Annotated in this window: 12 protein-coding genes and 1 pseudogene; 9 read left to right on the top strand and 4 right to left on the bottom strand. The window is 61.7% G+C overall.

Annotation, left to right across the window (positions count from 1 at the left end; all coding sequences use genetic code 11):
* Positions 1-76: 76 nt before the first annotated feature.
* Both ACAD63_RS08415 and ACAD63_RS08410 read right to left on the bottom strand, forming a co-directional pair.
* Positions 77-1159 (bottom strand): maleylacetate reductase, encoded by a 1083-nt coding sequence (locus ACAD63_RS08415; protein WP_434033764.1) that lies wholly within the window; start codon positions 1157-1159, stop codon positions 77-79.
* Between the two features lie 54 nt (positions 1160-1213).
* On the bottom strand, positions 1214-2218 hold the full coding sequence (locus tag ACAD63_RS08410) for a tripartite tricarboxylate transporter substrate-binding protein (protein ID WP_434033763.1): 1005 nt from the start codon (positions 2216-2218) through the stop codon (positions 1214-1216).
* A 195-nt stretch (positions 2219-2413) separates the two neighbouring features.
* Between ACAD63_RS08410 and ACAD63_RS08405 the strand changes: the two genes are divergently transcribed.
* Complete coding sequence (locus ACAD63_RS08405) at positions 2414-3367, top strand: LysR family transcriptional regulator (RefSeq protein ID WP_135706902.1); 954 nt, start codon at positions 2414-2416, stop codon at positions 3365-3367.
* Positions 3368-3492: 125 nt separating this feature from the next.
* On the opposite strand, the pseudogene ACAD63_RS08400 reads toward ACAD63_RS08405, so the two are convergent.
* Positions 3493-3783, bottom strand: a pseudogene (locus ACAD63_RS08400) (hypothetical protein); the annotation flags it as partial.
* A 667-nt stretch (positions 3784-4450) separates the two neighbouring features.
* On the opposite strand from ACAD63_RS08400, the gene ACAD63_RS08395 reads away from it, so the two are divergent.
* Positions 4451-4654, top strand: a complete 204-nt coding sequence (locus ACAD63_RS08395) for a hypothetical protein (RefSeq protein WP_434033762.1) — start codon at positions 4451-4453, stop codon at positions 4652-4654.
* A gap of 119 nt (positions 4655-4773) precedes the next feature.
* Here ACAD63_RS08395 and ACAD63_RS08390 read toward each other — a convergent pair whose 3' ends face one another.
* Positions 4774-5697, bottom strand: coding sequence for a LysR family transcriptional regulator (locus ACAD63_RS08390; RefSeq protein WP_135706900.1), 924 nt, complete (start codon positions 5695-5697; stop codon positions 4774-4776).
* 172 nt (positions 5698-5869) lie between these two features.
* Here ACAD63_RS08390 and catA point away from each other — a divergent pair, with 172 nt between their 5' ends.
* The 7 genes from catA to ACAD63_RS08355 all read left to right on the top strand — a co-directional run bounded on the left by catA (position 5870) and on the right by ACAD63_RS08355 (position 13089).
* Positions 5870-6805 (top strand): catechol 1,2-dioxygenase, encoded by a 936-nt coding sequence (gene catA, locus ACAD63_RS08385; RefSeq protein ID WP_133092691.1) that lies wholly within the window; start codon positions 5870-5872, stop codon positions 6803-6805.
* Between the two features lie 105 nt (positions 6806-6910).
* Positions 6911-8269 carry a Rieske 2Fe-2S domain-containing protein gene (locus tag ACAD63_RS08380; RefSeq protein ID WP_133092690.1) on the top strand — a complete coding sequence of 453 codons (1359 nt, stop codon included), beginning with the start codon at positions 6911-6913 and terminating at the stop codon, positions 8267-8269.
* Positions 8266-8754, top strand: a complete 489-nt coding sequence (gene benB, locus ACAD63_RS08375; protein WP_135706899.1) for a benzoate 1,2-dioxygenase small subunit — start codon at positions 8266-8268, stop codon at positions 8752-8754. Before ACAD63_RS08380 ends, benB begins: the two co-directional genes overlap by 4 nt.
* A 39-nt stretch (positions 8755-8793) precedes the next feature.
* A complete protein-coding gene (gene benC, locus ACAD63_RS08370) occupies positions 8794-9816 on the top strand; it encodes a benzoate 1,2-dioxygenase electron transfer component BenC (RefSeq protein ID WP_133092688.1) in 1023 nt (340 codons plus the stop codon).
* Complete coding sequence (gene benD / locus ACAD63_RS08365; protein ID WP_135706897.1) at positions 9813-10589, top strand: benzoate diol dehydrogenase BenD; 777 nt, start codon at positions 9813-9815, stop codon at positions 10587-10589. The genes benC and benD overlap by 4 nt, the downstream gene beginning before the upstream one ends.
* Positions 10590-10808: 219 nt before the next feature.
* Positions 10809-12209, top strand: coding sequence for an MFS transporter (locus ACAD63_RS08360; RefSeq protein WP_434033761.1), 1401 nt, complete (start codon positions 10809-10811; stop codon positions 12207-12209).
* A gap of 55 nt (positions 12210-12264) precedes the next feature.
* A complete protein-coding gene (locus ACAD63_RS08355; protein WP_133092685.1) occupies positions 12265-13089 on the top strand; it encodes a 3-keto-5-aminohexanoate cleavage protein in 825 nt (274 codons plus the stop codon).
* Positions 13090-13166 lie beyond the last annotated feature (77 nt).

Raw genomic sequence — 13166 nt, 5'->3', positions numbered from 1 at the left:
TATCGCGCACGCCTGAGCACGGCTGGCGACCGTGGCGGTGTTGTCCGTGCGATGTGGCAGCCCCGGCCGCTGCCGTTCAGGCCGACGGCGCTGTGCCGGCGAATGCGTCTTCCAGCAGCTGGCGGATCCCCTCGCGTTCGAGCGGACGCGGATTCGGATACTGGTCGCGCAGCGCCAGCTCGCAGGCGCGATCGAGGTCCGCCGACGACAGTCCCAGTTCACGCAACGATGTCGGCGCACCGAGCTTCGCCGCCAGTTCGAACACGGCGAGCGGACCGCTGCCGTGCCCGGCACCCAGTGCCTGTGCAATGGCGGCCATTGCCTCCGGCGCGGCAGGCGCGTTGTACGCCAGCGCATGGGGGAGCACCACCGTGTGGACCTCGGCGTGCGGCAGGTTGAAGGTCCCGCCCAATGTGTGGCAAAGCTTGTGATGCAGGCCGGCCGTCACGCTGCCGAGCACGGCCCCGCACAGCCATGCGCCGTAGAGCGCGTCGCTGCGGGCTTCGCGCAACGCCTCATCTGTGTGCTGCTCCGCTGCGGCAATGACCGGCAGGGCCCGGCCGAATGCTGCAATGCCTTCGCGTGACATCCACTGGCTAACGGGGTTACGGTCGGAGGCATAGAGCCCCTCCGCCGCATGGGCGATGGCATTCATGCCACTGGTCACGCTGATCGGGACGGGCAGGCCTAGCGAGAGGTCCGGATCGTAGAGGATGGTTCGTGGCAGCACGCGCGCATCGCGCCCCGTGCGCTTCAGGCCGGCATCGGTCAGACCATAGATCGGCGTCATTTCCGACCCGGCGTAGGTCGTCGGCACAGCGATGACCGGCAGTTCCGACTCCAGTGCGATGGCCTTTGCCAGCCCGATGGTCGAGCCGCCGCCAATGGCGACAGCGCAGTCGGCACCCAGCCGCGCGGCGTGCTCGCGCGCCAGGCGCGCTTGCTCGATCGGCACGTGCATCACGGCGCCGTCGAAAATCCCGGCGCTGCGCGCGCCCAGCACCGCCACCGCGCGTTCGGCAAGCTTGCGCTGGCCGGGCGTGCACAGCACCAGCGCGCTGCGCACGCCGAGGGCATCGGCTTCGTCGCCCAGCCGCGCCAGGCTGCCGGGGCCGAAGACGACGCGTTGCGGACGGGTCTGGTAGGCGAAAGGAACCATCGCGAAAATGCCTGTCAGGAAGTGGGTAAAGGCTCGATGCCAGCAGCAGGGCGTTCAATCGACCGCGATGTTGCGCGCCTTGATCAGCCGGCCCCAGCGCGCCGATTCATCCTGGATCAGCTTGTTGGTCTGCTGTGCGTCGCCGGCCACCACGTCGAAGCCGCCGTCAGTCAGCAGTTTCGCAATCGCCGGATCGCGCAGCGTCGACGTCATGGCGCTGGACAGCTTCTCCAGCACTTCCGGCGGTGTCTTGGCCGGCGCGATCATCGCGACCCACGAATAGGCCCCGAAGCCCTTGTAGGACTCGGCTACCGCCGGCACAGCCGGCAGCCTCGCGTCACGCTGGCGCGAGGTCACGGCCAGCGCGCGCAGCTTGCCCGACTGCACATAGGGCAGTACCAGCGGCAGGCTCGCGATCATCGAGTCGACGTGGCCACCGAGCAGGTCGTTGATGGCCGGGCCGCCGCCCTTGTATGGAGTATGGATGCCGCTGGTGCCGGCGGCCTCGTGGAAGGCTTCGGCCACGAGCTGGTTCGAGCTGCCGTTGCCCACCGATGCGTAGGACACCTTGTTCGGCACGCGTGCCGCCGTCACGTAGTCCTGCACGGTCTTGTAGGGCGAGGCGGCGGGTACGACCAGCACCATCGGCGAGCGCACCATATAGGAAACGCCTGTCAGGTCGCGGTGCGAGGCATAGGGCAGCTTCGGGTAGAAATGCGGCTCGGTCGCAAAGCCGTCGAACACCATGCCGACGGTGTAGCCGTCCGGCGCGCTGCGCGCAATCTGCCCCGTGCCGATGGTGCCGCCCGCGCCCGCGCGGTTGTCGATCACCACCGTCTGCGCCAGCCGCTTGCGCAGGCCCTCCTGGACCTGCCGCGCGACCTTGTCGACGGTGCCGCCCGCGGCATAGGGGACGACGATCGTGACCGGCTTGGCGGGCCATGCATCCGCCCGCGCGAAGCCCGGCGCCAGCGTGCAGGCAAGCGTCAGCAACAGCGCGGCGGATGTTTGCGCGCGCGCCCGCGCCGCATGGAAAAGGGGGGCAAGGGCGGTAGTCATCGTGGAACTTGTCTCCATGGTCGGTACCTTCCGATCGTTCGTGTCGGCTTGTCGGTTTAGCAAATGACATGATGCTTCTGCTTTGCATTTCCTGCAAAAAGGCTTGCACCGCAGCGCATCGTGCCGATACTATGCGCTGGTTGCTGCAACGGGAAGCCTTTGCTTCCGCGCAACGCCTTTGCGGGAAATGCACAAATGGAATTTGTCCGTTTTGCCGAGAACCTGGCCACCTTCGTCGACGTGGCGCGCGCCGGCAGCTTTTCGGCGGTCGCCAGGCGCAAGGGACAGGTGGCGTCGTCGGTAGCGCGCCAGATCGATGCCCTCGAGCGCGAAATGGGCGTGGCGCTGTTCACGCGTTCCACGCGCGCGCTGGTGCGCACCGAGGCCGGGGACCTGCTGTTCGAGCGCGCCACGCGCATCCTGCAGGAGCTGAACGAAACGCGCGACGCCGTGACGGCGCTGGAACAAGGCGTCAGTGGCAGGCTGCGGGTTGCCTGCCTGCCGGCCTTCGCGCGACGCCATGTGGTGCCGCATCTTGGCAGCCTGTATGCGCAGTATCCGGGGCTGACCGTGGAGCTGGAGCTGACCGACCGTGTCGTGGATCCGGTGCTGGAGCGCTTCGACGTGGTCATCCGCGTCGGACAGCAGGCCGACAGCAGCCTGATTGCCCGGCGCATCGCCAGCCAGCGCTATATCGTCTGCGCAACGCCGGCCTATCTCCAGGTGCACGGCCGTCCCTTGCATGCCGAAGAGCTCGCGCATCACCGTCTGATCGACCGCGCCCACAGTACCAGCATGCGCGGATGGCGAGAAGTACTCAGGCCGGCCCATGCCGCGAGTGCCGCGTTTGCCATGGAGTGTGATGATTGCGATGCGCGCCGGCTGTCGGTGTTGCAGGGGCTCGGGATTGCGCTGATGCCGGACTGGTCGGTCGGCGAGGATATCGGTGCGGGCCGCCTGGTGGAACTACTGCTGGAGGGCGTGTTGCCGCAGGCGCAAGGCGGCATCCATCTGGTGCGGGCCGCGCCGCGCGCGCCGGCCAAGCTCAAGGCATTTTCCGCGCACCTGCTCCAGAGCATCGGCTCCCCGCCCCGCTGGCAGGTGGCGATGACGCGCGCCGGTGGTCCTGCCGGGCGCGATGCCGCCTGAGATGTCATTGCCGGGCGCCGCATGGCTGGCAGCAGCAAAGCCGGATCCGGCAAGGCCTGGCTTTTCAGCTGCAGAAAGGGATCCGGCGTCGCGGTGACCAGGCTGGCGAGGGCGGGTGCCAGGGTGTTGAGGGCAGCCACCTTCAGTACGCGGATCTCGATGTCCTGCATGGCACCTGGCGGCAGGGAGTAGCTGTGCCGCTGGCCGCTGCGGTCGCGCAGCAGCGCGTCGAGCGCCGGACCCGGCGCGAGCCTCCGGTACCAGACCCAGTTCTGGCGCCGTTCACCGTCGCGAACGCTGCCGTCTTCGCCGGGGATGCGGTAGGTCAGAAGCTGGTGGCCGCCGCCATCCTGGAACGCGAAGGTGTCCTGCAGGAGCTGATGGGTTGACGCGAGCAGGACGCGCTCGGGCAGCACGCCTCGCCAGGCGGCGTAGCCGGCGTAGGCGGGCACGTCGCCGGGAAGCAGCCGGCCGCGCACGGCGGACACCGGACCGTCGGCGCCTACCAGCAGCTCGCCATGCAGGAAGGCGGCCGCGTCACCGCGTATTTTGCCTCCGGCCGCACCCAGCCAGTGCGCCGAGGCACTGGCCAGCACCTCGGCTTCCAGACAGGTTGATCAACGTGCCAATGGTTTCAGCGGACACTTCGGCCTGCGGTAACTGAGTAGAGGGGGCATTCATGCTTTGCCTCGCAGATGGTGTCGGAACGGACGTGCATTCGCGTTGACCGGCGACAAAAAAAGCGCCCCGAAGCAAGAGCCCCGCAAAATCGCGTTCCCGGTTCGCTGTCACCCCGCTTCGGGGCGCCATTGCACCGGCCGCCCCTTTCGGCGCGCATCATCGCGACTTGCCTGTTTGATTAAAGGCCGCCATTGGCCTGTGTGTTCCTTCACGCAATATGTGTGCCATAGCTCACGCAGGTCGCGGCGAGCCACGGGCAAGGGCAATGACGGGGCGGGACTGAGCGGCCGCACTCATTTCGTGCCAAATGCGCTACGCCGATGCGGCCGCCAGTAAATGAATCCCTGCCCTCAACCCTCGAGACTCCAAAGGTCAAATGCTTTCTGAAAACCGGGGACACTCATGCTTCGTTCGATGCCACTCTGTGCATCGATCTGTAGCTTCATCATCATGGCCGCCGCCAACGCGCGCCATTACGGCGTCGAGGCGTACATGCTGCCGACGCTGGCCGGCGCAGGGGTCTTTACCAGTCTACTGCAGCCGCTCATGGATACTGCTGCATTCGCCCATTTACCAAAGAAACCAAACCTACGAGTCAGCCAATGACGGTACTCGGCAGACCGGTACCAGCAACACATGATCGACGATGGCGTCGTCAGCGGGAAATGCTTCGCGCAATATTCAGCTGTCTAGATCCAACAACGTAAACCCCATGATGAAATGCCTTACGCCCCCTTATCCGTGCGAGGTACATGGGGAATCCCCTCTTCCTCGTACAGCCGATAGATCATTTCCAGCATCTCCTTGATGTCACGCGACTCATCCATCGCACGCATACTCATGATGATGGGCGACGTGAGGGTTGGGTCATCCAGTTCCATGTAGCTCACGTCGTCGCGCTTGAGCCCATAGACGCTGCTCGGGACGACTGCAATCCCTTCTCCCGCCGCGACAAGCCCCAATGCAATCTGCAACTCGCGCACGTCATAGATGCGCCGAGGCGTAAGGGCTCGCTCCTGGAAAGCCGAAAGAACCTGGTCAGCGTAGCTTGGCCTCGGTGCCTTGGGAAAAACAATGAGCGTTTCGTAGATGAGGTCTCGAAGCGCGAGCACCGGCTTCGACGTGGAGAGCGGATGACCGACGGGAAGTGCAACGATCATTTTCTCCTCGCGGAGAATCACCCGGCGGATGTTCGCATCCTCGTGTCGAATCCGACCGAACCCTACATCGATACGTCCGTCCTTGAGCGCGCGAATCTGGTCCATCGTCGACATCTCGTGGAGGCTGAGCTCGACCGACTTGTTCTCGTCCCGGAATCGCCGAATGATCTTTGGAAGCATGCCGTAGAGCGTGGACCCCACAAAGCCGACGGACAGACTGCGCTCGATACTGCCAACGCGCCTTGTCATGGATTCCAACTCGTTCGTTTGCGCAATGAGATGTACTGCGTGCGAGTAAAAAAACTTGCCTGTCTCGGTGAGCTTAAGCGGACGAGAGCTTCGTTCGAATAGCTGGACCCCCAACGTTTCTTCGAGCTGCTGTATCTGGCGGCTTAATGGCGGCTGCGCGATATGAAGCCGCTTTGCTGCGCGCGTGAAGTTGCGCTCCTCGGCAACCGCTACAAAGTAGCGAAGATGTCGCAGCTCCATACAATACCTCCCAGATATGATCCCATACTAAAACAGTGTTGGACTGACCGGTTTGCCGTCCTCTATTCTGCCATCACGCTCTGTTTCACGGTCACATTATACCTTCTGAGTAAATTTAGAGTTACCTGAAACAAGGGTTTACCCCACCAAAACAGAAAGTTTAGGAGCAGACATGAGTGTCAAAGTGTTCGACTCGAAGGAAGTGCAGGACCTGCTGAAGGCCGCTGCTAATCTGGGAAGCCACGATGGCAACGCTCGTACCAAGCAGATTACTCATCGTCTGCTGAGCGACCTCTTCAAGGCCATCGACGATTTAGACATGACGCCCGACGAGATTTGGGCCGGCGTGAATTACTTCAACAAGCTTGGGCAAGATGGTGAGGCGGCCCTCTTGGCCGCGGGCCTTGGCCTCGAGAAGTATCTCGACATCCGCATGGATGCAGAGGACCGTGAAGCTGACATCCACGGCGGCACGCCGCGCACGATTGAAGGCCCGCTGTATGTTGCGGGCGCCCCGGTGCGAGCTGGTGTCTCTAAGATTGATCTCAATGCCGACGAAGACGCGGGTCCGCTCATCATCCGTGGCACGGTGACCGGACCGGACGGCAAGCCCGTGGCCGATGCGGTTGTCGAATGCTGGCACGCCAACTCCAAGGGCTTTTACTCGCACTTCGACCCGACCGGCGCCCAGGACGATTTCAACCTTCGCGGCGCGGTGAAGACGGGGGCTGACGGCAAGTACGAGTTCCGCACGCTGATGCCCGTTGGCTACGGTTGTCCGCCGCAAGGCGCGACGCAACAGTTGCTTGACGTGATTGCCCGCCACGGCAACCGCCCGGCGCACGTACACTTCTTCGTAACGAGCGACAAGACTCGCAAGCTCACGACGCAGATCAATATCGAAGGCGACCCGCTGATCTGGGACGACTTCGCTTATGCGACGCGCGAAGAGCTTGTGCCGCACGTTGTCGAGAAAACGGGCGGTGCCGCGCTGGGCCTCAAGGGCGACGCGTACAAGGAAATCGAATTCAACATCGAGTTGACTCCGCTGGTGCAAGGCAAGGACAACCAGCTTGTGAATCGCCCGCGCGCTTCCGCCACGGCGTAACCCCCTCACGCGGCGGCCTCACTCGCCAGGCCGCCAGCTTCCCCGCACGAATTCTCTGAACCGATGCAAGGGCTTGACCACGAAGCCCGCATAGGGAGACGACTCATGTCCGCAACTATCGATAAAGCACGGCAACTGGACGATTTGCTGAGCAACGCCGTCCAGGACGACAAGGAAAATGGTGTTTTCCGTTGTCGCCGAGACATCTTCACGAACGCCGATCTGTACGAACTCGAGATGAAGCACATCTTCGAGAGCAACTGGGTCTACCTCGCGCACGAAAGCCAGGTACCGAACATCAACGATTACTACACGACGTGGATTGGTCGTCAGCCGATTGTCATCACGCGTGACAAGGCCGGTGAGTTGCACGCGGTCATCAACGCATGTGCCCACAAGGGTGCCATGCTGTGCCGCCGCAAGCACGGCAACAAAGGCAGCTTCACCTGCCCGTTCCACGGCTGGACCTTCTCGAACGCCGGCAAGCTGCTGAAGGTAAAGGACGAGAAGACCACCGAGTATCCGGTGCAGTTCAACAAACAGGGATCGCACGACCTGAAGAAGGTTGCGCGCTTCCAGAACTATCGCGGTTTCCTGTTCGGTAGCCTGAGCGAAGACGTGATGCCGCTCGAGGACTATCTCGGCGAGACGAAGATCATCATTGACCAAATCGTCTCGCAGGCGCCGGACGGTCTCGAAGTGTTGCGAGGCAACTCTTCGTACATCTACGACGGCAACTGGAAGATGCAGATGGAAAACGGTTGTGACGGCTATCACGTCAGCACCGTGCACTGGAACTATGCCGCAACGATGGGGCGCCGCCATGTCGAAGGCACCAAGGCCGTCGATGCAAATGGTTGGAGCAAGTCGGTTGCGGGGGTGTATGGCTTCGAGCATGGCCATATCCTGCTTTGGACCAACACGATGAATCCTGAAGTGCGTCCTGTCTATCAACATCGCGACGAAATCGCGGCGCGCGTTGGCGAAGACAAGGCGAAGTACATCGTGAATCAGACGCGCAACCTGTGTCTGTATCCGAACGTGTTCCTGATGGATCAGTTCAGTACCCAGATTCGCGTCGTCCGTCCGATCAGTGTCGACAAGACAGAAGTCAGCATCTTCTGCTTCGCACCAAAGGGCGAAAGCGCAGAGAGCCGCGCGATCCGCATTCGTCAATACGAAGACTTCTTCAACGTCTCAGGCATGGGCACCAGCGACGACCTCGAAGAGTTCCGTGCGTGCCAGGCGGGCTACGCCAGCACGACGTCGATGTGGAACGACATGTCGCGCGGTGCACCGTTGTGGGTCCATGGACCTGACGCGAATGCGAAGGGCATGGGCTTGAACCCACTCATCTCTGGCGAGCGCAGCGAAGATGAAGGTCTCTTTGTGGTTCAACACGAATACTGGGTGCAGGTGATGCGCGAAGCCCTGCGCAAAGAACAGGCGGAGGCAGCCGTATGAGCATCGATTATCAAAAGGTCTGTAGCGCGCTCTATCAAGAGGCGCGCTTTCTGGATGATCGTCAGTGGGACGAGTGGTTGGCTTGCTACACAGCAGACGTCACCTACTGGATGCCGGCCTGGGATGACGATGACAAGCTTACCGAAGACCCGCAAAGCGAAATTTCTCTGATGTACTACTCGGACCGCGGCGGCCTGGAAGACCGGGTGTTCCGTATCAGAACCGAGCGCAGCAGCGCGTCGATGCCGGAGCCGCGCACCAGCCACAACGTCACCAATATCGAAGTGCTGGCGGAGCGGGATAACGAAGTCGACGTTCGATACAACTTCAACACGTTGAGCCATCGCTATAAGGTCACGGACCAGTACTTCGGCACCGCCTACGTCACCTTCCGCAAAGTTGACGATCGGTTGCTGATTTCGAGCAAGAAGATTGCGCTCAAAAACGACTACATCCGCCAGGTGCTGGACGTCTACCACGTCTGATTGCCACCGGTAGGAATGAGAAAGGACGCAGGAGTTAACATGTCCAGCTACAACATCGCACTGAACTTTGAAGACGGCGTGACCCGCTTTGTCGAATGCAAGGCTGGCGAAAAGGTTCTCGATGCCGCGTTTCGCGCCAAGATCAACCTGCCAATGGATTGCTCCGACGGCGTGTGTGGCACCTGCAAGTGCCGCGCCGAGAGTGGCAGCTACGACCTGGGCGACGACTTCATTGAGGAGGCGTTGAGCGACGACGAGAAAGCCGGCGGTCTCGTGCTCACGTGCCAGATGGTGCCGCAAAGTGACTGCGTTATCGCAGTGCCGGCATCGTCGACGATGTGCAAAACCGAGCAAAGCAAATTCGCTGCGACGGTCACGAAAGTCGAACAGCACAATGATGCGGCGGTGGTCCTAGAGTTGGACGTGGACAGCATCCCTCCGGTCTTCCTCGCTGGCCAGTATGTGAACATCGATGTCCCCGGCAGCGGAAAACATCGCTCGTATTCCTTCTCGTCCGCGCCGGGCGCACCGAAAATCAGCTTCCTGATCAAGAAGATCCCTGGCGGCGTGATGAGCACCTGGCTCGAATCGGCGCAGCCAGGCCACAAAGTGCAACTGACGGGGCCCCTGGGCAGCTTCTACCTCCGGGCAGTGGAGCGTCCCTTGTTGTTCCTGGCTGGCGGCACGGGCCTGGCACCATTCCTGTCGATGCTGGAAGTCCTGGTTCGCGCGAACTCGGAGCAGAAGGTGCATCTCATCTACGGCGTGACACGAGACCTCGACCTGGTCCAGGTTGAGGCTATCGAGGCGTACGTCGCGAAGTTGCCGAACTTTACGTTCAGTACCGTGGTTGCAGAAGCAGAATCGAGCCATCCCCGCAAGGGCTGGGTGACCCAGCACATGCCGGCGGAATGTCTGAACGATGGTGATGTCGACGTGTACCTGTGCGGACCGCCGCCGATGGTCGACGCGGTCCGCAAGTATTTCGACGACAACGGCGTGAAGCCCAACAGCTTCCATTACGAGAAGTTCACGCCCAACGCAGCCCCGGTGACCCCATGAGCGGCAAGCGATTCGAAGGCAAGGTGATGGTGGTCACCGGTGCCGCCCAAGGTATCGGACGCGGCGTCGCGCTACGCGCTGCGGCTGAAGGTGCGAAGGTTCTGTTTGTAGATCGCGCCGACTTCGTCTCCGAGGTCGCAGCGGAAGCAGTTGGGGCCGACACTGCCGGCTTTATTGCCGACCTCGAGACCTATGAAGGCGCAGCCTCCACGATGGCATTCGCTGTGGAGACGTTTGGCCGAATTGACATTTTGATTAATGGCGTTGGCGGGGCCATTCGCATGCGGCCCTATGCCGAGTTCGAACCGGCTCAGATTGATGCGGAGATCCGCCGTTCGCTCATGCCGACCTTGTACGGCTGCCACGCGGTGCTTCCGCACATGCTTGCTCAAGGACGCGGGTCCATCGTGAACGTTTCCTCGAATGCAACGCGCGGCATCCGTCGCGTGCCGTATTCGGCTGCAAAGGGCGGCGTCAACGCGCTCACCCAGTCGCTTGCGATGGAGTATGGCGAGCACAACATCCGTGTGGTCGCTGCCGCACCCGGTGGAACCCAAGCGCCTCCCCGGCGCGTGCCTCGCAACGCGGTTGGAGATAGCGAGCAAGAGAAGGCCTGGATGAGCGAGGCGGTGATGCAGGTGACTGAATCCACCTTCTTCAAACGCTACGGCACGCTTGACGAACAAATCGCGCCGATTCTTTTCCTTGCCTCTGACGAAGCCGGCTACATCACAGGCGCTGTGCTGCCGGTTGCGGGCGGCGACAACGGCTAGCACTCATCGAAGAAGCGACGACAGGAGATGGGGCAGTGAGCTAACGGAGAGCCACTGCCCCAGCCGGGATGGCGGCGGTCCACATTCCTGCCCACGCTGACCAGGACGGCAATAACAAGCTCGAACGCTTGAGGCTCAGAGCGCTGGAGGCGCGCGCGTGCACCGCAGATGCTGCGGAGAACGTCGCAACCATTCCAAAAACAATCGAGGAGACAAAGCATGCGTCAGATTGACGTTCACAAGCTCGCAGACGATGCGCGATTCAACAGATTCCACGCTGGCCTGTTGTTCTGGTGCGCGCTCATCATCATCTTTGACGGCTATGACCTTGCCGTCGTGGGCATTGCGCTCCCATCCATCATGAAGGACATGGGCGTCGACGCGACCCGTGCCGGCTTCATGGTCAGTTCGGCGCTCTTCGGCATGATGTTTGGCGCCGTCATCATGGGTACTATTGCCGATCGCATTGGCCGGCCCAGAGCCATTGCAGTCTGTATTGCGCTCTTCAGCATCTTTACTGCTGCGGCGGGAATGACGCATGATCCGATCACGTTCAGCATGACACGGTTCCTTGCCGGACTTGGCATCGGCGGTGTGATGCCCAATGTCGTCGCACAGATGACAGAGTTCTCGCCGCGCAAAATTCGCGGAACCATGGTTACGCTGATGTTTAGCGGGTATTCCGTAGGCGGGATGCTCGCGGCAGTCATGGGCAAATCGCTGATCGAGACGTACGGTTGGCAATCGGTATTCCTGGCTGCGAGCGTTCCCGTGCTTATCATCCCTGCGGTGTTGAAGCTGATGCCGGAGTCATTGCCCTTCCTGATCCAGCGCAGTCGTCTGGACACGCTCAAAGCGGTCCTGGTCCAGATGGACCCCACCTACCGCGCCCAGATGACAGACCGGTTCGACTTGCCGCAGGCCGAGAAAGGGTCCAGCGCTCCCATCAGCATGCTGTTCCGTGATGGCCGGGGCTTCAGCACCGCGATGCTGTGGGTCGCCTTCTTCATGTGCCTGTTCATGGTCTATGCATTGAGCTCCTGGCTCGCGAAACTCATGGCTGGCGCCGGCTATAGCCTCGGCTCGGCACTGACTTTCGTCCTGGTGTTGAACTTTGGCGCGATGGCCGGCGCAATCGGAGGCGGTTGGCTCGCAGACAAGTTCAATATCAAATACGTGCTGGTCGGCATGTACGCACTTGCTGCCGTGTCTATCACGCTACTTGGCTACAAGATGTCGACCGAGGCCTTGTTCTTCGTGGTTGCGCTCGCCGGAGCGTCTACGATCGGCACGCAGATTGTGACGTACGCCTATGCAGGGCAGTACTACCCGGCTACCGTCCGGGGCACGGGCATTGGCTGGGCATCCGGTGTCGGCAGAAGCGGCGCGATCCTGGCGCCCATTGTCATCGGCGTGCTGGTAAGCATGTCCCTGCCACTCCAGCAGAACTTCGCTGCAATGGCAGTGCCTGCTGTCATCGCAGTGCTGGCTGTGCTGCTGATCGACCATAAGCGATCGGCATCGGTGATCGACAGCAGGTCGAGCCAGGGCGCAGCGGATTCAGAACGGACGATCGTTCTGGACGGTGCCAAACCAGTGCAGAGGTCGCCCTCTCGCTGACCCTGGAGGCACCAGCAATACCGCGTCCGCACAACCCAACCTACTGAGATCAAGCATGACCAAGCCTTGCATTATTTCTGTTGCCATCACGGGATCACTGCCGCGCAAAAAAGACAATCCGGCTGTACCCATCACAGTCAGCGAGCAGGTGGAATCGACCCATGCGGCATTCGAAGCCGGCGCGACCCTAGTCCATCTTCACGTACGCAACGATGACGAAACACCCACGTCAAATCCCGATCGTTTCGCCCTGGTGCTGGAAGGCATTCGCAAGCACGCGCCGGGCATGATCACCCAGGTGTCCACCGGCGGCCGCTCTGGGGCCGGCAATGAGAGAGGTGCCATGCTATCCCTGCGGCCGGACATGGCATCCTTGGCAACCGGCTCCGTCAACTTCCCGACCCGGGTCTATGACAATTCGCCAGACCTGGTCGACTGGCTCGCTGCCGAAATGAAAACCTACGGCATCAAGCCCGAAGTCGAGGCGTTTGACCTGTCGATGATCTTCCAGGCCGCTGCTATGCAGGCAGCCGGCGCGATCGTCGGTCCCCTGCATATCCAATTTGTCATGGGCATCAAGAACGCAATGCCGGTCGATCGCGAAGTGCTTGAATTCTACGTTCGTACCCTTAATCGCCTATCGCCCGATGCGACCTGGACCGGCGCGGGCATCGGGCGAAATCAACTGACGATGGCTCGCTGGTCTCTCGAACTAGGGGGGCACTGTCGCACCGGGCTCGAGGACAACGTGCGGATGGACAAGAATACGCTCGCCCCGTCCAACGCCGCGCTTGTGCGCCAGGTTGCCGAGCTTTGCGAGGAGTATGGTCGCCCCGTCGCGACCGCAGCCCAGGCTCGCGAAATCCTGAATTTGTGCTAAGGCTATGCTGAACAAGCCGCGTGAATTGGTGCGTTCAGACTGATAAGAACGTGTGCGGGCGAAAAACTCGGCTCTGA

The sequence above is a fragment of the Cupriavidus sp. a3 genome (assembly GCF_051015765.1).
Lineage (GTDB): Bacteria > Pseudomonadota > Gammaproteobacteria > Burkholderiales > Burkholderiaceae > Cupriavidus > Cupriavidus oxalaticus_A.
The sequence above is the reverse complement of the archived record's forward strand: the minus strand, read 5'-3'. Positions and strand labels throughout refer to the sequence as shown.